At 57.1% G+C, this 16,549-nt stretch carries 15 protein-coding genes; 6 read left to right on the top strand and 9 right to left on the bottom strand.

Features of this window, described 5'->3' with window-relative positions; genetic code table 11:
* Nucleotides 1–3 precede the first annotated feature (3 nt).
* Nucleotides 4–1,653 carry a SulP family inorganic anion transporter gene (locus tag AAFH99_RS09635; protein ID WP_406827601.1) on the bottom strand — a complete coding sequence of 550 codons (1,650 nt, stop codon included), beginning with the start codon at nucleotides 1,651–1,653 and terminating at the stop codon, nucleotides 4–6.
* 104 nt (nucleotides 1,654–1,757) lie between these two features.
* Nucleotides 1,758–2,435 carry a carbonic anhydrase gene (locus tag AAFH99_RS09630; RefSeq protein WP_406827600.1) on the bottom strand — a complete coding sequence of 226 codons (678 nt, stop codon included), beginning with the start codon at nucleotides 2,433–2,435 and terminating at the stop codon, nucleotides 1,758–1,760.
* 120 nt (nucleotides 2,436–2,555) lie between these two features.
* On the opposite strand from AAFH99_RS09630, the gene AAFH99_RS09625 reads away from it, so the two are divergent.
* Entirely contained in the window at nucleotides 2,556–3,497 is a 942-nt protein-coding gene (locus tag AAFH99_RS09625; RefSeq protein ID WP_043316662.1) for a hydrogen peroxide-inducible genes activator, read from the top strand.
* A 12-nt stretch (nucleotides 3,498–3,509) separates the two neighbouring features.
* Here AAFH99_RS09625 and AAFH99_RS09620 read toward each other — a convergent pair whose 3' ends face one another.
* A complete protein-coding gene (locus AAFH99_RS09620) occupies nucleotides 3,510–4,133 on the bottom strand; it encodes a tRNA-(ms[2]io[6]A)-hydroxylase (protein ID WP_043318131.1) in 624 nt (207 codons plus the stop codon).
* A 256-nt stretch (nucleotides 4,134–4,389) separates the two neighbouring features.
* Here AAFH99_RS09620 and AAFH99_RS09615 point away from each other — a divergent pair, with 256 nt between their 5' ends.
* Nucleotides 4,390–5,358 (top strand): hypothetical protein, encoded by a 969-nt coding sequence (locus tag AAFH99_RS09615; protein ID WP_051686941.1) that lies wholly within the window; start codon nucleotides 4,390–4,392, stop codon nucleotides 5,356–5,358.
* A gap of 10 nt (nucleotides 5,359–5,368) precedes the next feature.
* On the opposite strand, the gene AAFH99_RS09610 is transcribed toward AAFH99_RS09615, so the two are convergent.
* The 3 genes from AAFH99_RS09610 to AAFH99_RS09600 form a co-directional block, all read right to left on the bottom strand.
* On the bottom strand, nucleotides 5,369–5,800 hold the full coding sequence (locus AAFH99_RS09610) for a hypothetical protein (protein ID WP_043316666.1): 432 nt from the start codon (nucleotides 5,798–5,800) through the stop codon (nucleotides 5,369–5,371).
* Nucleotides 5,801–5,861: 61 nt separating this feature from the next.
* A complete protein-coding gene (locus tag AAFH99_RS09605) occupies nucleotides 5,862–6,770 on the bottom strand; it encodes a lipid kinase (RefSeq protein WP_406827599.1) in 909 nt (302 codons plus the stop codon).
* A gap of 78 nt (nucleotides 6,771–6,848) precedes the next feature.
* Nucleotides 6,849–7,316 carry a DUF1289 domain-containing protein gene (locus tag AAFH99_RS09600; RefSeq protein WP_043316671.1) on the bottom strand — a complete coding sequence of 156 codons (468 nt, stop codon included), beginning with the start codon at nucleotides 7,314–7,316 and terminating at the stop codon, nucleotides 6,849–6,851.
* A gap of 420 nt (nucleotides 7,317–7,736) precedes the next feature.
* On the opposite strand from AAFH99_RS09600, the gene acnB reads away from it, so the two are divergent.
* From acnB to AAFH99_RS09585, 3 genes are all read left to right on the top strand, one after another.
* The gene (gene acnB, locus AAFH99_RS09595) at nucleotides 7,737–10,352 is read left to right on the top strand and encodes a bifunctional aconitate hydratase 2/2-methylisocitrate dehydratase (RefSeq protein ID WP_406827598.1); all 2,616 of its coding nucleotides are present in this window, start codon (nucleotides 7,737–7,739) and stop codon (nucleotides 10,350–10,352) included.
* 84 nt (nucleotides 10,353–10,436) lie between these two features.
* Nucleotides 10,437–10,868 (top strand): hypothetical protein, encoded by a 432-nt coding sequence (locus AAFH99_RS09590; RefSeq protein WP_406827597.1) that lies wholly within the window; start codon nucleotides 10,437–10,439, stop codon nucleotides 10,866–10,868.
* Complete coding sequence (locus AAFH99_RS09585; RefSeq protein WP_406827596.1) at nucleotides 10,853–11,335, top strand: DUF6942 family protein; 483 nt, start codon at nucleotides 10,853–10,855, stop codon at nucleotides 11,333–11,335. The genes AAFH99_RS09590 and AAFH99_RS09585 overlap by 16 nt, the downstream gene beginning before the upstream one ends.
* Before the next feature lie 52 nt (nucleotides 11,336–11,387).
* Here AAFH99_RS09585 and AAFH99_RS09580 read toward each other — a convergent pair whose 3' ends face one another.
* On the bottom strand, nucleotides 11,388–11,957 hold the full coding sequence (locus AAFH99_RS09580; RefSeq protein ID WP_406827595.1) for a hypothetical protein: 570 nt from the start codon (nucleotides 11,955–11,957) through the stop codon (nucleotides 11,388–11,390).
* Between the two features lie 171 nt (nucleotides 11,958–12,128).
* Between AAFH99_RS09580 and AAFH99_RS09575 the strand changes: the two genes are divergently transcribed.
* The gene (locus AAFH99_RS09575; protein ID WP_406827594.1) at nucleotides 12,129–12,974 is read left to right on the top strand and encodes a DUF72 domain-containing protein; all 846 of its coding nucleotides are present in this window, start codon (nucleotides 12,129–12,131) and stop codon (nucleotides 12,972–12,974) included.
* 40 nt (nucleotides 12,975–13,014) lie between these two features.
* Here AAFH99_RS09575 and AAFH99_RS09570 read toward each other — a convergent pair whose 3' ends face one another.
* Together AAFH99_RS09570 and katG are read right to left on the bottom strand one after the other, a co-directional pair.
* Nucleotides 13,015–14,136, bottom strand: a complete 1,122-nt coding sequence (locus tag AAFH99_RS09570; protein WP_406827593.1) for a MipA/OmpV family protein — start codon at nucleotides 14,134–14,136, stop codon at nucleotides 13,015–13,017.
* A gap of 148 nt (nucleotides 14,137–14,284) precedes the next feature.
* On the bottom strand, nucleotides 14,285–16,519 hold the full coding sequence (gene katG / locus AAFH99_RS09565) for a catalase/peroxidase HPI (RefSeq protein WP_406827592.1): 2,235 nt from the start codon (nucleotides 16,517–16,519) through the stop codon (nucleotides 14,285–14,287).
* Nucleotides 16,520–16,549 lie beyond the last annotated feature (30 nt).

The following is a 16,549-nucleotide window of genomic DNA, read 5'->3' as shown; positions in this document are numbered from 1 at the left end:
CAATCAGGCCGCACCGCCATTGGGTAATCCGTTTAGATCACCCGCGCCAACATCAGCGGTCGATTCGATTGACGCTTCCGCCGCTTTCAACGCGTCACTCAGGGTTTCAAACGTGCCTGAGGCAGGAATCCGACCGTTCAGGCCCTTCAGTACTTTGTGCACCTCTTCATTCATCCCCGCCAGATAGAGCTGCTTACCGCTACTCTTGGCATCCGCGGCAATTGTCTCTACCGCAAGTGCCGCAGACAGGTCCAGATACGGCACCGAGGAGAAGTTCAGGATCAGCACCCGCGATTCCTTACTGCTCTGTTCGCGCACATGATGCCCCAGGTCTGCCGCCGCACCAAAACTGAGCGGGCCGCTGAACTCAAACAGGGCAATGCGATCGCGATTGCGCTGCAGAATAGCCTTGTCTTCCTCGCTATCCAGGTGCTCCGGCAGGTTGCGTAGACGCTCGATCTGCAAGCTCGCCACCTGCTTCACATACGCCAGGGCTGCCAGTACCACACCGGCCGCGACCGCAGTGATCAGATCGACAAACACCGTCATGCTGAGCACAAGCACCATCAGCAGCAGATCCCAACGGGGGCCCTGATGTGCACGCTTTAGGTATTTCCAATCAATAATATCCAGGCCAACTTTCACAAGAATACCGGCCAGTACGGCCTGAGGAATATTCTCCGCCAGCGGACCGAGCCCCAACGCCACGGCGAGCAACACCAGGGCATGAGTCATGCCCGAGATACGGGTCTGACCGCCGGAACGGATGTTCACCACAGTCCGCATGGTGGCTCCCGCGCCGGCAATACCGCCGATGAATCCAGCCGCTGTATTACCAATACCCTGACCAATCAGCTCCTTATTGCTGTGGTGCCGGGTCCGGGACATATTATCCGCCACCAGAGAAGTGAGCAGACTATCAAGAGAGCCGAGAATCGCGAGGATGATCGCAGCCTCCACCACCAGCATCATATTTTCGCCACCCAGAACCGGCATATGCAGCTCCGGCAAACCGGTGGGGATACTGCCAAGAATCGGCACATCCAAGGCGAAATAAGCGACTACGGTACCCAGAATCAAAGCAGCCAATGGGCCAGGCAGATAGCGCCCCCACTTACCCGGCCACAGATAAACCATCGCCAGCGTAGCGAGGCCAAGCACCAGGTTGGCGGGATGAATCGAGGAAATGGCTTCTGGCACATTGCCCAGCGCCCCCAGCACACCACTTGGCGACGCATGTCCCAGCAGCGGGTTCAGCTGAAGAATGATAATGATGACACCGATACCGGTCATAAAGCCGGAAATCACCGGATAAGGCACCAGGCGGATATAGTGCCCGATACCGAGAACCCCGAAGGCGATTTGCAGTACGCCAGCGAGCATCACCGCGGTAAATATGAGTGCGGCATCCCCGGAAAGGCTGGCAAACAGCCCCGCCAGAACCACCACCATTGGTCCAGTCGGACCAGAAATTTGCGGGCCGGTGCCCCCAAACAATGCGGCGAAGAAACCCACCGCAATTGCACCGTACATGCCGGCCATGGGGCCGAGCCCGGAGGCCACACCCAGGGCCAGTGCCAATGGCAAGGCAACGACACCGGCGGTAATACCCCCGGTAATGTCGCCGCGCAGATTAGACAGGTCGAACTTCATTACTACGGTACCTCTTTTACTTCAGGATCTTCCTTGCAAGGGGCAGAGCAGCCCCTTCAGTCAGTACAAAACGCAGACGACATACACTCTGGAAGCCGACAGGATCAGTTTCCGCAGGTGTCCTTGGCCACAGAGTCCGCCAGATCACCGAACATCGCGCGGTAGCGCTCATCCATCGGCTTGAACTCGCGAGTGGACTCGTCGAAGCACAGCACCTCACCACTGCCAATGTTGTAAACCCAGCCGTGCAGAGTGACCCGCCCATTGGCAAGACCGCTGGCTACCGCGGGATGGGTACGCAGGTGTTGCAATTGTTGGACCACATTCTCACAGATCACTTCGTCGAGGTGCGCCTTACTCAGCTCACCGTGGCGATCCCGCACCACATCGGTGGCGGACCGGCAGTGGCCAAGCCACTCCTTGACGTGAGGCAGCGAGTCAAGGTTTTCCGGTTCGATGGCGCCTTTCATGGCGCCGCAATCGGTATGACCACAGATCACAATGTGTGAAACACCCAGGGCGGCAACCGCAAACTCGATAGACGCGGTCATACCACCGGAATGATTGCTATGCGGTGGCACCACGTTGCCGGCGTTCCGGCAGATAAACAGCTCACCGGGCTCGGTCTGGGTAACAAGATTCGGGTCAATCCGGGAATCGGCACAGGTGATAAACAGGACTTCAGGGTTCTGGCCGTCGGCCAGCTTCGAAAAACGCGCCTTTTTGGTGGGATAAACTTCTTTCTGAAACTTGGCCACACCGGAAATTACGTGCTCCATCATTACTCCTTGCAATCATTCTGGAACGGGCATTCAACTTGGAATCCATTATTTTTTGATAGTTCAATAAGTTAAAATACCTATTGCTGATAATCATAAGTTATCAAAAACTACTGAGCTGCCATGCCAAAATCCACACAGCCCCCCAGTTTCAAACAGCTGGAATATTTTGTGACCATAGCGTCACACTCAAGTTTTCGCCGCGCCGCCGAAGAGTTGAGAGTCAGTCAGCCTGCCCTCACCTCACAGATTCAGGCGCTGGAGAACAATCTCGGTATTCCATTATTTGAGCGCAATCGCTCTGGCACCCTGCTCACCCCCGAGGGCCGCGAGCTGCTTGAACACGCAAAGCAACTTATACTCGGAGTTCGCGAATTTTCGCAGCATGCAAGCCTTATTTCAGAGGGGCATCAAAGCACTTACAAGTTGGGAGTACCTCCGACCCTGGGCCCGTATTTGCTTCCCAATGTGTTGCCGGCACTCCATCACCGGCATCACAAACTGAAACTGTACGTTCGGGAAGCTCCGCCCAATCGCCTGCTCCAGTCACTCACCGAAGGCCTTTACGACATTGCGATCGTGCCTCTACCGGTGAAGCGCGACGATATTGCCGTTGAGCCTCTATTTACCGAGCCGCTCAAATTTGTTGTACCCGCCGACCACCGGCTCGCCGGTAAAGCGCAGGTGACACCATCACAACTCAAGGGAGAAAAGGTGCTGACCCTGGAAGGACAACATCACTTCCACCATCAGGTGCAGGAAATATGCGAACGCCTGGGCGCCCAGCTACAGCGAGATTACGAGGGCACCAGCCTGGACACACTGCGCCAGATGGTCGTGATGGGGTTGGGTGTCGCATTCTTACCCGGACTGTATGTACATTCTGAAATGCACAACCCGGAGGCACTGCACGTGAGTGAGCTGCGCGCCAAACCGATCCGGCGGCAGCATGGACTGGTGTGGAGAGCCAGCGCTCCGGCGCGGCGCTTTTACCGGGAACTGGCCAGTGACTTGCGTACCATTGTGGCGGAGCGCCTGGGCGATGTGGTCGAGGTGTACAAATAGCCACGTAAACAATTACGCGAGACTGGGTACACCACTGTGAAAGCGAAATTCGTCATCGCCACCCTGTACCAGGTCGCGCTCCACCTCCAGTATTACCTGCACCCGCGGCTGTATATCTTCGCTCGTCGCCTTCTGCGCAAGCGTCAGATAATCGCGAAAGTGCCGCGCCTCAGATTTCAGTAGAGACAGATAAAACTTCTGCAGCTCATCATCCAGATGCGGGGCAATTCGCGCAAACCTTTCGCAGGAGCGCGCCTCGATGATCGCACCACAGATCAGCGTATCCACCAGCCGACCGGGCTCTTCGCGACGCACTTGGTCGCGCAAGCCCGCCGCATAGCGCGACGCGGTGACGTGCGGATAGCGGATCCCCCGCTTCTTCATGATTGCGATCACCTGCTCAAAATGTCGCAGCTCCTCACGTGCCAGGCGCGACATCTTATTCAGCAGCTCAAAATTATCCAGGTAGCGAAACATCAGGTTCAACGCCGTTCCGGCGGCCTTCTTTTCACAATTCGCGTGGTCAACCAGCATCATTTCCGGCTCAGCGAGTGCCGCCTCAATCCAGGCGTCTGGGGTTTTACACAACAGAAAGTCGTGGATGGCGGATAGGTCGGGAACCGGGGCACTACTCATATCAGAACTCATGGCAAGACGGACGCGGACACCCGGAGGCACACGCCTCCCGGCGCGGCGCATTATAGCGCCCCTCCCCGCCTTTTGTTGACCGGATTACGAAGCTCGGAGTTGGTCCATAGGTTAGCCAGCTTCGTTTGATAACGACTTATTAAGTGGGTTATTATTACGCATAACCGATCGCCAGGGCCGACTCGCGGCACCGTGAAGGCACTGCGATCCCACCACCGCTCATCAAACAGAGCTGGCACCCAAAATGTCGGACATTGAACACTCGGCACTCAAGCTGAAAAATCTGCGCAACGCCCTTGCCGAGACTCTGGCACAGATGCACCACCTCGCTGAGAACCTGGCGCAGCAAACATCGGCACTGGACTCAATCACCCCCCCCTGGGGACATTACCTGTTGAGACCTGACTTTGCCGTCGACACAGCGGAACGACTCGGTGTACCGTTCGAGCGTCCTTTCACCCTGGCAGCCGCGCTATTTCGCAATCTCGACTACGGCGATCAGCACCAGCCAGGGGACGCACGGCATACGCTGCAGATCCCTGGAATATTGGCAGTCCCACCCGACATGATTGACCTCGCGCTTCGCCTGAATGCAGCAAAAGCGACGTTCCAGCAAATCACTGCCAACATCAAACAGGCCCTCGCTCCGCGCCCCGCCTTGGAACGCGACCAACAATTACGCGATATGCTGGGTGATGCGGGATTTCCCCGCGCGCACCTGCGTCAATGTTACCGCCAGATTCTGCTCTGCCCTCAGCGCCCGGATGCCATCGCTCTGAGCTGGATAAAAGCCCGCAAGTCCATCAAGAAGGTGAGTGTTGCCTGGTGTGAGCGAAAGCTGGTGCAACTGGACCCACAGGGACAGGACACCGGGATTCAATATCAGCGGCAGCTGTTGGCGGGACTGCACCGCGACGAGCACGATAACTTACGCCAGGTTCAAATTCAGAGCAGAGCGAATCTTCAGGTAGCGGAGATTTTTCGTGCGCGAGAAGATCTGGCACGGGAGGAATATCGACAGGTGGGCTATTCTGCCATGCCGGTACTCATCAACAGCGAGGGAGACCGCTCTTTACCGGAATTCACCGGCGTAGATCACAACCCACCCACGAGCCGGCGGCGCACGCGCCGGGACTTGAAAGTAGACAAAACGCCGTTCCTAGCGGCATTGCGAGTACATCTCATCCGGCCGCACTCGTCTGATCGGACATAAGGGACGGCATTCAGGGCTGCAGGCGATCGACAGCCAGTTCCGCACTGGATTGGCACGCCGACAGCAGCGAACGGAATTCTGACTCCTCGAGAATGCCTGCCTCCTGTCGCACCTGCGCTAAAAATGCTTCCTCGCGAGAGCGGCAATAGGCCAACATCGCGTCGCTGCCGTGTTCCGCAAAAATACCTGACAGCTGCTCCTGCACCTGCAGTACGGCCTCTCGATCAGGATCTGGTTCCGCCGGCAAATCACCAGTGTCCCGGATCGCCGCCGCCAATTTCCCCGCCAGCTGCTCGCGCTCCGTCGCGAGTGCGCCACACAACGCCACCACTTCCACCCCAACCTCGTGGTCAGCAACGAACTGGAAATGTGAAAGAGTTTCAAGGGCCCAGCTGTGCAGCCACTGCAAAGCGACCTGGATGTCATCTCTCAAAAAACTCATTCGAATGATCCTCTGTACGAATACACCTGAAAGCCCACAATTCTTGCTGTGAAAACTTTTGCTACATCGATGCGCTGGACGGCACCACCGCTTCAATCACACCCGCCACAACCCGAATACTCACCGGCGTTTTCGCCACAGGCTCGCCATCCGCGTGAACAGCCATCCCCGGAGGCGAAGTCTCGATATGTACCTCTGCACCCGACTCCGTAAATATCCGCTGGGATACGCGATGCTGCCCGAGACGAATAAACGGCGCCAGCGACAGCAGTTCGAGCAGGCCTTGCGGCTTCAGACTATACAGATGTAGGCGGCTATCGCTAATGGTAGCCTCCTCGTGCACAACATTACCGCCACCGTAAAAGCGACCATTCCCCACCGCAAGCTGCATCGAACGCAGGCGAAACTTTCGGCCATCTATCTCAAGCCGGACTTTAAACTGGTTGCGACGTGTCAACGCTTCACTCACCGCCTTGAGATAGCTGAATACGCCCCAGCGACGTTTCACATCGGGCGTAAGCGCCTCAGTTACCTGCACTCCCAGCCCAAGGTTTGCGACATTGAAAAAATATTCATCACCGATCTGTGCCAGATCAATGCGCGTCTTGCGCCCATCCCTAATGGCCTCGAACGACTGCTCCAGCGACTCTATGCCGAGTGAGCGCGCCAGATCGTTGGCAGTGCCCATCGGCAATACCGCAAACGGCAGACCCCGCTCTACCAGCGCCCTGGCACATCCACTGACGGTGCCATCGCCACCACCAATAGCCACAATATCTACCCGGGCGCCGTGAATGCTGGCGGCCGCATCTTCCGGGCCGCAGGTCTCCCGCACTTCAACCGACCAGCCAGCCTCGCGCAACTGGCTCACACCGGCGTCCAATTGATCGGCACGGTCCCCACCACTGCGGCTGGCAGGATTAATCAGTACAAGAAGCTGTTTATCGGCGGGATTTGAGGCGTGAGGCAAGCGAGACTCCTTGTTTTCCGGGCGTCACCCACCCGCGACTGCGATCCACTGTTTAACACACAAAGACGGTGGAATCGGTTACTGGGCTGCCGAGGTCAGCCCGGGCGCGACAAACCGCAGATAGTACGCCTGCGAGAGCGCGTAAAAGTCGTCATCAATGCGTTTGCGCAATTCCGTCAGTGGCACACCCCGCGCCGCCGGGGTCAGGCGCAGCCCGAATTCCGCCGGGTTCGCGATCTGACTGGCCCCCGCCCGCAACAGCTCAAACACCCAGCAATAGGGGTTCTGATCTTCATTAAAACGAATCTGCTGATGTCGCAACTGTGATAGCAGTAGATTCTGATCGATAATCTCAAACTGGCTGCGCACCGCATTTGCAAGATAACCGTCACGGCGCTCCGCTATGATGCGGCGCTGCTCTTCCGAGTAAGCATTCCAGTTGATAACCTCGTGCGCAAAACGCTTACAGCCACGGCAAACATTGTCGCCGATACCGGTGGAGCAGACGCCAATACACGGCGTGCGGACTTTTTTATAGATCGCCATGCAGCGAAAATACCTCTTCTGCCTGCCGCCACCTGTGCCGCTCGCGGTACTCGCCAGCCGCTGGGGCGCTGAAAATTCGTGGGAAACGCGGTGAATCGAGGCGGCACAGAATAGCATTTCCGTTAGGCGATTACGCCCATTCATCACATGGATAATGGCGCGCCACAGGCGCCAGAATGCGATTGATTCTCACTTGAAATCGCGCACCCGTACAGACCTTTATTTGTTTCATGAATGGTGAAAATTCGCGTAAGTTATTGATTTTTCAACGAACTTAACAGCGTTAACCGAGTAATGTAGAATTCGCCACCCGCTTCCAGCGGCCATTGATGTAAAACGGAGTTCAACGGACGGCGTCAGCCGCGCAGAACTCCAGGAAAGCTGTTGGTTCCACCCCATACACCAAAGAGGGAATTATCCGTGCTTGAAGCCTATCGCAAACACGTCGCCGAGCGCGCCGAACAGAATATCCCACCCAAGCCCCTGAATGCCGAGCAGGTTGCCGGCCTGGTGGAACTGCTGAAAAACCCGCCCGCGGGTGAAGAGCAGGAACTGCTGGACCTGATCACCAACCGTGTACCGCCGGGTGTGGACGAGGCTGCCTACGTGAAGGCTGGTTTCCTCACTGCCATCGTCAAAGGTGAAGCGGAATCTCCGCTGATCGACAGAGAACACGCCACCAAACTGCTGGGCATGATGCTGGGCGGCTACAACATCGCCACTCTGGTAGATCTGCTGGACGACAAAGACCTGGCCGAACTGGCCGGCGAACAGCTGAAAGGCACCCTGCTGATGTTTGACGCCTTCCACGACGTGGAAGAGAAAGCGAAAGCCGGCAACGAAGTGGCCAAAGCCGTAATCCAGTCCTGGGCGGACGGCGAGTGGTTCACCAAGCGCGACAAAGTCGCCGAGAGCATCAAGGTTGCTGTCTTCAAGGTGACCGGTGAAACCAACACCGACGACCTGTCCCCGGCCCCGGACGCCTGGTCCCGCCCGGACATCCCCCTGCACGCCCGCGCCATGTACAAAATGACCCGAGATGGCCTCACGCCGGAAGAGCACGGTGTTACCGGCCCCATGAGCCAGATCGAAGAAATTCAGGCCAAAGGTCTGCCGGTCGCTTTCGTCGGCGATGTTGTGGGCACCGGTTCTTCCCGTAAGTCCGCCACCAACTCCGTACTGTGGTTCTTCGGCGAAGAACTGCCCGGCGTACCGAACAAGAAAGGCGGCGGCATCTGCATCGGCGGCAAAGTAGCCCCGATTTTCTACAACACCATGGAAGATGCCGGCGCACTGGTCTTCGAAGCCCCGGTTGACGACCTGAACATGGGCGACGTGATCGAGATCCGTCCATACGAAGGCAAGATTCTGTCTGAAGACGGCAAGGTGCTGTCTGAATTCGAACTGAAGTCCGACGTGCTGCTGGACGAAGTGCAGGCCGGTGGCCGTATCAACCTGATCGTTGGCCGTGGTCTGACCACCAAGGCACGCGAATCTCTGGGACTCGGCCCGTCTGACCTGTTCCGCCTGCCGGAGCAGCCGAACGACACCGGCAAGGGCTACACCCTCGCGCAAAAAATGGTGGGTAAAGCCTGTGGTATGGAAGGCGTCCGTCCGGGCACCTACTGCGAGCCGAAGATGACCACCGTTGGCTCCCAGGACACCACTGGCCCGATGACCCGTGACGAACTGAAAGACCTGGCGTGCCTCGGCTTCCAGGCCGACCTCACCATGCAGTCTTTCTGTCACACCGCGGCTTACCCGAAGCCTGTTGATATCGACACCCAGCACACCCTGCCGGACTTCATCATGAACCGCGGTGGCGTTTCCCTGCGTCCGGGTGACGGCATCATCCACAGCTGGCTGAACCGCATGCTGCTGCCGGACACCGTAGGTACCGGTGGTGACTCCCACACCCGTTTCCCCATGGGCATCTCCTTCCCGGCCGGCTCCGGTCTGGTGGCGTTTGCCGCTGCCACCGGTGTAATGCCGCTGGACATGCCGGAATCCGTACTGGTGCGCTTCAAGGGCGAAATGCAGCCGGGCATCACCCTGCGTGACCTGGTACACGCCATCCCTTATTACGCGATTCAGGAAGGTCTGCTGACCGTCGAGAAGAAAGGCAAGAAGAACATCTTCTCCGGCCGCATCCTCGAGATCGAAGGTCTGGACAACCTGACCGTAGAGCAGGCGTTCGAACTGTCCGACGCCTCCGCCGAGCGCTCCGCTGCTGGCTGTACCATCAAGCTGCCGGAAGACTCCATCGCCGAGTACCTGCGTTCCAACATCACCCTGCTGCGCTGGATGATTGCGGAAGGCTACGGCGACAAGCGCACCCTGGAACGTCGTGCACGCGCCATGGAAGCCTGGCTGGAAAAACCGGAACTGATGAGTGCCGACGCCGACGCGGAATACGCGGCTGTGATCGAAATCGATCTGGCAGACGTGAAAGAGCCCATCGTGTGCTGCCCGAACGACCCGGACGATGCCAAGCTGCTGTCCGACGTGGCCGGCGACAAGGTAGATGAAGTGTTTATCGGCTCCTGCATGACCAACATCGGTCACTTCCGCGCTGCCGGTAAACTGCTGCAGCAACATAAAGGCGGTATCTCCACCCGCATGTGGATCTCTCCGCCTACCAAGATGGACGAGCACCAGCTGATGGAAGAAGGCTACTACAACATCTACGGCTCCGCCGGTGCACGCACCGAGATGCCGGGATGCTCACTGTGCATGGGTAACCAGGCACGTGTAGCCCCGAACAGCACCGTACTGTCCACCTCTACCCGTAACTTCCCCAACCGCCTCGGCGACGGTGCCAACGTGTACCTGACCTCCGCGGAACTGGCCTCTGTAGGCGCCATCCTGGGCAAACTGCCGACCCCGGCGGAATACCAGGAATACGCCCAGAACCTGAACTCCATGTCTGCGGAAATCTACCGCTACCTGAACTTCGATCAGATTGAAGACTTCCAGAAGTCTGCCGAAGAAGGTAAGCGCATCGCCGCAACCGAGATTCAGGATGTTGCTGTTTAAGTGACGGACTGAGGATCAGAGAGCCCTGCTCGAAAGAGCGGGGCTTTTTTTTGTCGATGGAATCAACACTGAACAGGAGCTTGCATGTCGCTAAATTGGAATTTGACCACCGAAAACTCTCTCCCTGGCGCCTCGTCGCAAAGTGATCGCGAATACACGATCTATCAGACAAAGGCTGAAGGCTCGGATGGACAGGACATACGACACGTGATCGAAGCGAGTATCGATAAAGCCTGTGAACACCTGGAGGACAACCTCCAGGACGACTCCCGCTATCTGCTTTTTGGGTGGAACGTCGACACCTCGACCCTGACCATCGTGGTCACCGACGACGAAAAGGTGCGAGACGCACGAGAGGTGGTGCGATGCAAGTTCGTAGCAATTGATGCGCAGCTGCACGTTGAAGATATCCAGTATTGGATCAAGGACTACCTGACCACCTGTGTGCCCTTCTTGCAATATTCACTGATTGCCGCCTTCCATCTGGAGTCCAGGGAAAATTGCACATTACTTTGAGAGAAGCAGACTATCTGGGGCCGACAAATCCAGTAATCGCCCTCTATCTTCCCCACCGCCCCGAGGGGTTGGATGAGTTGGTCGCGGCGCCGGATGCCGGTCGGTTAATGGAAAATAACTCCAACCACTGGCGGAAAATCGTGACCTTACTGGCAAAAATTGCCAGTCCGCAGGAAGAGTGGCGCAGCTTCAGGGACGATGAATTATTTGAGCGCACGGCGCTGTGCTTTACGCCGCATCTGAAGAGATTGCCGGGGTGGCACTGGATAGGAGGTAAGGAGAATCTGCAGCGTTTCAGTATTGAAGGGCTGAATGCTCAGCCTTTGAGAGGGGCCCCGGAAGTTGCTCTCGACGTGGAGAAACGCATCCTTCTGACGCCCTACCCCGACTACCGCCAGCTCAGTAATGCAACGGTAGCCGAAATTCGCAAAGCACTGGACCACACAGGGTTTTATACTAAGCGCTAGGGGCTACTCGCGATAGCAGCCCCAGCGCGCAGCGATAGGATTAGTGGACGCCTCAGCGGCGTGAAAGTGTGGAGCCGCGGGCATCCAGGCCGGCCAGGATGGCCTTCATCTCATCCGCTTCTTCTTGAACCTTCCGGGCTTTCGCAGCCGCTATACGGGCTTTCTCCGCCTCAATACCCGCCTTGATGGCCCGCTCTTTGGCAGCGCTGCCGGTGCGGCCGGTGGCCAGTTTTTCCTTGACCGGTTTACTGCTCTTCAGCTTTGTTGGCGCTCCCGAAGCTGGCTTCACCCGAGTCACGCGTGTTTTTGCCTTCGGCGCCAGTGCGGACTTGGTGGTGCCGGGCTTTACCGTCTTGATACCCACCAGACTCTTGGCATTCAGCGAGTCCAGAGCCTCCTCGACCATCTCCTGCAACTCCACGCGGTCTTCGGCTACGGCAAACAAATCCGCGGAGAACGCGCCTGCGCCAAATTTTTTCAGTTCATCATAAAACGGATGATCGATGCCCAGAGATACCGCGGCCTGAATCTGCTCAAAGCGGGCTTCCGGGGTCATGCCTTCCCGCGCGGTGCCCACCCATACTTGATCCGTATCCTCATTGGTCAGGGTAAATACGATCATAGAAACTCAGTCAACCTCTTCATATCCAGACGGGCGGGTCAGAAGTGGATCACCTGCCAAACTGACCCGCGAAAAGGTCGCGCATTCTAATGATTAAAAAGTAAATGTGCAGACTTGACTTGCGGAATCTGCTCGATACATTTGCGCTGGAATATTTATCGCTGCGAAATCATGAATCTCCCGTATTTTCTCGGCTGTCCCCAGTGGCAGCATCCGGTCTGGAATGCGCGACTACCTCCGGGAGCCACGCCGCTCGAACGCTACAGTCAGGTGCTGAATTGTGTCGAGGGCAACACTACCTTCTACGCCACCCCGAGTCAGGCGCAATGCGCTCAGTGGCGGAGCCAGGTTCCCGATGATTTTCGGCTTCTGCTCAAGTTTCCCCGCAGTGTCAGTCACGATCACCTACTCGCCCCACCACAAAAATTGGTGACCGAATTTTTGGAGATCGTCTCTCCGCTGAATGACGTTTTGGGCCCGTTTCTGCTGCAGTTGCCGGCAACATTCGGCCCACAGCAGTTGAGCAATCTCTGGCGGTTTATGGATGATCTCCCGGATCTATTTTCCTGCACAGTGGAAGTCCGACACTCCGCATTCTTCCAAAAAGGTGACGCAGAGCGTGCCCTGAACCGGGGATTGCGCGAGCGAAAGTGCGCACGTGTGTGCCTGGACAGCCGCGGCCTGTTTGCAGCAAAAGCGGAAAGCCCGTCGATCGTGGATGCGCAGCGCAAGAAACCGAATGTGCCAGTGCACCTGCTACCGGTAGATGCACCGCCGGTGATTCGCTATATCGGGCACCCTGACCTGGAGAGCAACTGGGAGTATCTGGCGCCCTGGGTCGAGCGAGTGGCGAACTGGATCGAACAGGGAATCCGACCGTACGTTTTCATACATATGCCGGATAACGGAGATGCGCTGAACCTGGTCTCCTTATGGACCGAACTGCTCCACGCCCGGCTGCCGCAGGCTCCTGTCATGCGCTTCAACCCAAAACAGCCCCAAATGGGGCTGTTCTAGCGCGACCTGCGATGCAGTATCTCTGCAAGGAAAAAGGTTGTCAGAAGGTATAAGTGATCGCGGCAAACCCTTTGATGACATAGTCATCGCCCACAATCGGGCTATCCGAGATATCGTTCCCCAGATACTCGGCATTGATGTCCAGCACCAGACGCCAGTGCTCGGTAATTTCCAGCATCCCACCAATGCCCGCCTCCACCGTTACGGTGCTGCCGACGTCGTACGCTGGGCGCCCAGGCAGCGCGCCCCAGGTCGGCACGCCAAAATCGTAGTTGGCGAGATCACTGCTCAGCCAGTTAACACCGAGCGACGGCGCCCAGTTGATGTTGCCATTTTGAAACCCTCTCGATACACGCAGCTCGGCGGTGCCGCCGCCAAATCGATCGAGTACGTCGTGTTGATAGCGAAAATCCACATCAATACGATTGGGACCGTCGTACACCAGCCCGACACCGGCCATCAGAGTGCTGTCCCGGTCACCCAGCCCCGACAATACGGGGCTGTCGTCCTCTTCATAGGCACCAACCCGGTAGGTGGCATTCACTGCAAACCGGAAAGTATCGCTGCCCCACAAACCATAGCGCAGGCTTGGCCCTACCCATTGCAGGCGCTCGCCAAAATAGGTGATGGCCGGGATTACCTGAATGACGGTGGCATCCGAACCGACATAGGGGCTGCTACGTCCGATGACACCGAGCCCAACACCCCACTGGCCAAATTCGCCCAGCACTTCATACAATTCAATATCGACCGGTTTGGTTTCGCCTTCTGCCAGCGAAAAGCTCGCACGCTGAAAGCTGGGAGGCCCTTTCGGCCGGTAGCCGTTTGAAAGGCCGATCGGCTCCTTTGGAATTCCGATAAACGTGCGATCCAGGGCGCCATTGTTGTTGGTATCCGCGTAGACAAGCAGAGCTACTGCGCCGGGGCGCACACCGTCAATGCGGTATATACCTTCGCGATTGACCGACAACGGAATTTCCCGGGATGGACTGCGGAAATCCCCAAAGGCGTCCGGGTTGTCATACACCTGAAATATCAGGCTTCCCTCTGCAGGTGCATTGATCACCCGCACCTCAAGAGCCGCCGCCAGAAGCAGACCTGGACTCAACAGGGCGCAAAAAAATACGGTAATCGCGGGCAGTATTCGACCAGGTGCTGACATGAGAGTTATTTCCGCGGGAATTTGTCTGGAGGTTTTTCCGTATGTTACGCAGTTTCAGTCTAGTGGATCACCCCAATTGCGATTAACGCACTACAAATAAAAATGGGCGCCCCCAGGGCACCCATTCGGTGGTGAATGCACTCTTGCACTAGCGCCCAAGATTCATCACCTTATGCCAGGCTTTGGCGAAATCATCGACAAATTTCTGCTTCGCATCTTCAGCGGAGTAAAATTCAGCGACGGCGCGCAGCTCGGAGTTGGAACCAAATATCAGATCCACCGGCGTTGCAGACCACTTCACCTTACCGGTTTTACGGTCTTTACCCTCGTACAGATTGTCACCGGATTTACTCCACACCGTAGACATATCCACGAGATTGACAAAGAAATCATTGCTGAGCGTGCCGGGCTTGTCCGTAAACACGCCGTTTGCCGATTTATCGCTATTGGTGTTCATGGTACGCATTCCGCCGATCAGCACGGCCATCTCCGGAACGCTCAGGTCGAGCATGCTGGCCTTATCGACCATGGCCTCGGCCGGTGACAGGGTATTACCCTTGCCATAGTAGTTGCGGAACGCATCGGCTCTGGGCTCCAACCAGCTGAAGGACTCCACGTCCGTCTGCTCCGCCGTGGCGTCATTGCGACCGGGCTTGAACGGAACTTGAACGCTGTACCCAGCTTTCTTAGCGGCTTCCTCCACACCGGTATTACCCGCGAGCACTACGGTATCGGCAAAAGAGATCTGCTTGCCGCCCCCGAGGGAGTTGTTGAAATCCTTCTGGATACTTTCCAGTTTGGCGAGCACTTTGGTGAGCTCTGCCGGTGTATTTACTGGCCAGTCTTTCTGTGGCACCAGCCGGATACGACCACCATTTGCTCCTCCCCGCGCATCGGAGTCCCGGTAAGAGGCGGCAGACGCCCAGGCGGTACGTACCAGTTCCGGTACCGTCAGCCCCGAGGCCAGGATCTTTTTCTTTAGATTGGCAGCATCGCTCTCGCTGATCAGGGTGTAATCCACTGCCGGAATGGGGTCCTGCCAGATCAGGTCTTCCTTTGGAACTTCCGGCCCCAGATAGCGGGATTTGGGCCCCAGATCCCGATGCAGCAGTTTGAACCAGGCCTTGGCAAACGCCTTCTGCAGCTCGTCCGGGTTTTCCAGGAAGCGCTGGGAGATCTTCCGGTACTCGGGATCCATTTTCAGAGACAGATCCGTGGTAAACATGATGGGCGCGTGGCGCTTGGACTTATCGTGGGCGTCTGGCACCAGGTTGGCGGCCTGACCATCTTTCGGTATCCACTGGGTGGCACCGGCCGGACTCTTGGTTTTTACCCAGTCGAACTTGAACAGATTTTCCAGATACTGGTTACTCCACTGAATGGGATTGACCGACCAAGCGCCTTCAAGGCCACTGGTGAAGGTATCTGCCCCATTGCCAGAACCGCATTTGTTCTTCCAGCCAAAACCCTGCTCTTCGATACCCGCAGCAGCGGGCTCCTTACCCACACAGTCATGCTTTACCGCGCCGTGGGCCTTGCCGAAGGTGTGACCACCGGCGATCAGTGCCACGGTTTCCTCATCGTTCATGGCCATACGACCGAAGGTCTCACGGATATCCTTAGCCGCAGCAATTGGGTCGGGGTTGCCATTCGGGCCTTCCGGATTGACATAGATCAGGCCCATCTGCACCGCCGCTAGCGGTTTCTCCAGTTGCCGATCCCCCTTATAGCGCTTGTCATCCAACCACTTGGTTTCCGGCCCCCAATAGACGAGGTCCGCTTCCCAGTCATCTTCACGGCCTCCGGCAAAGCCATAGGTTTCAAAGCCCATGGACTCCATCGCCACATTGCCGGTCAATGCCATCAGGTCCGCCCAGCTGATCTTGTTGCCGTACTTCTGTTTGATCGGCAGCAACAGGCGACGGGCCTTGTCCAGGCTGACATTGTCCGGCCAGCTGTTCAGGGGCTCGAAGCGCTGTTGTCCACCACCGGCACCCCCACGTCCATCTACAACACGATACGTGCCGGATGCGTGCCAGGACATACGAATCATCAACGGGCCATAGTGACCATAATCCGCCGGCCACCAGTCCTGCGAAGTGGTAAGTACTTTTTCGATATCTTTTTTCAGGGCGTTGTAGTCAAGACTGTTAAACGCCTTGGCGTAATCAAACTCCTCTCCCATGGGATTGGAAGCGGCACCGTTACGACGCAATACAGACAGGTCCAGCTCTTCCGGCCACCAGAAACTGTTGGGCTTGGGCTCTCCGGCGGGCGGCGCCACCGACGTGGAATGTTCCTGCGCCTGGATGGCCAGGCTGGTGGATAGCGTGGCCACTGTCAGCGCAATGGCAGTACAGAGTGGGAATGCTTTTTTGATCATGTCAGTGCCTCCTGCGAGTTGCTCGCCGGT

It is taken from the genome of Microbulbifer sp. ARAS458-1, assembly GCF_045348205.1.
Classification (GTDB): Bacteria; Pseudomonadota; Gammaproteobacteria; order Pseudomonadales; family Cellvibrionaceae; genus Microbulbifer.
The sequence above is the reverse complement of the archived record's forward strand: the minus strand, read 5'-3'. Positions and strand labels throughout refer to the sequence as shown.

Excerpts from the sequence above, each read along its gene's own strand:
- AAFH99_RS09635 (WP_406827601.1), bottom strand. The coding sequence starts at position 1,653 with ATGAAGTTCGACCTGTCTAATCTGCGCGGCGACATTACCGGGGGTATT.
- AAFH99_RS09630 (WP_406827600.1), bottom strand. The coding sequence starts at position 2,435 with ATGATGGAGCACGTAATTTCCGGTGTGGCCAAGTTTCAGAAAGAAGTT.
- AAFH99_RS09625 (WP_043316662.1), top strand. The coding sequence starts at position 2,556 with ATGCCAAAATCCACACAGCCCCCCAGTTTCAAACAGCTGGAATATTTT.
- AAFH99_RS09620 (WP_043318131.1), bottom strand. The coding sequence starts at position 4,133 with ATGAGTAGTGCCCCGGTTCCCGACCTATCCGCCATCCACGACTTTCTG.
- AAFH99_RS09615 (WP_051686941.1), top strand. The coding sequence starts at position 4,390 with ATGTCGGACATTGAACACTCGGCACTCAAGCTGAAAAATCTGCGCAAC.
- AAFH99_RS09610 (WP_043316666.1), bottom strand. The coding sequence starts at position 5,800 with ATGAGTTTTTTGAGAGATGACATCCAGGTCGCTTTGCAGTGGCTGCAC.
- AAFH99_RS09600 (WP_043316671.1), bottom strand. The coding sequence starts at position 7,316 with ATGGCGATCTATAAAAAAGTCCGCACGCCGTGTATTGGCGTCTGCTCC.
- AAFH99_RS09590 (WP_406827597.1), top strand. The coding sequence starts at position 10,437 with ATGTCGCTAAATTGGAATTTGACCACCGAAAACTCTCTCCCTGGCGCC.
- AAFH99_RS09580 (WP_406827595.1), bottom strand. The coding sequence starts at position 11,957 with ATGATCGTATTTACCCTGACCAATGAGGATACGGATCAAGTATGGGTG.
- AAFH99_RS09575 (WP_406827594.1), top strand. The coding sequence starts at position 12,129 with ATGAATCTCCCGTATTTTCTCGGCTGTCCCCAGTGGCAGCATCCGGTC.
- AAFH99_RS09570 (WP_406827593.1), bottom strand. The coding sequence starts at position 14,136 with ATGTCAGCACCTGGTCGAATACTGCCCGCGATTACCGTATTTTTTTGC.
- katG (WP_406827592.1), bottom strand. The coding sequence starts at position 16,519 with ATGATCAAAAAAGCATTCCCACTCTGTACTGCCATTGCGCTGACAGTG.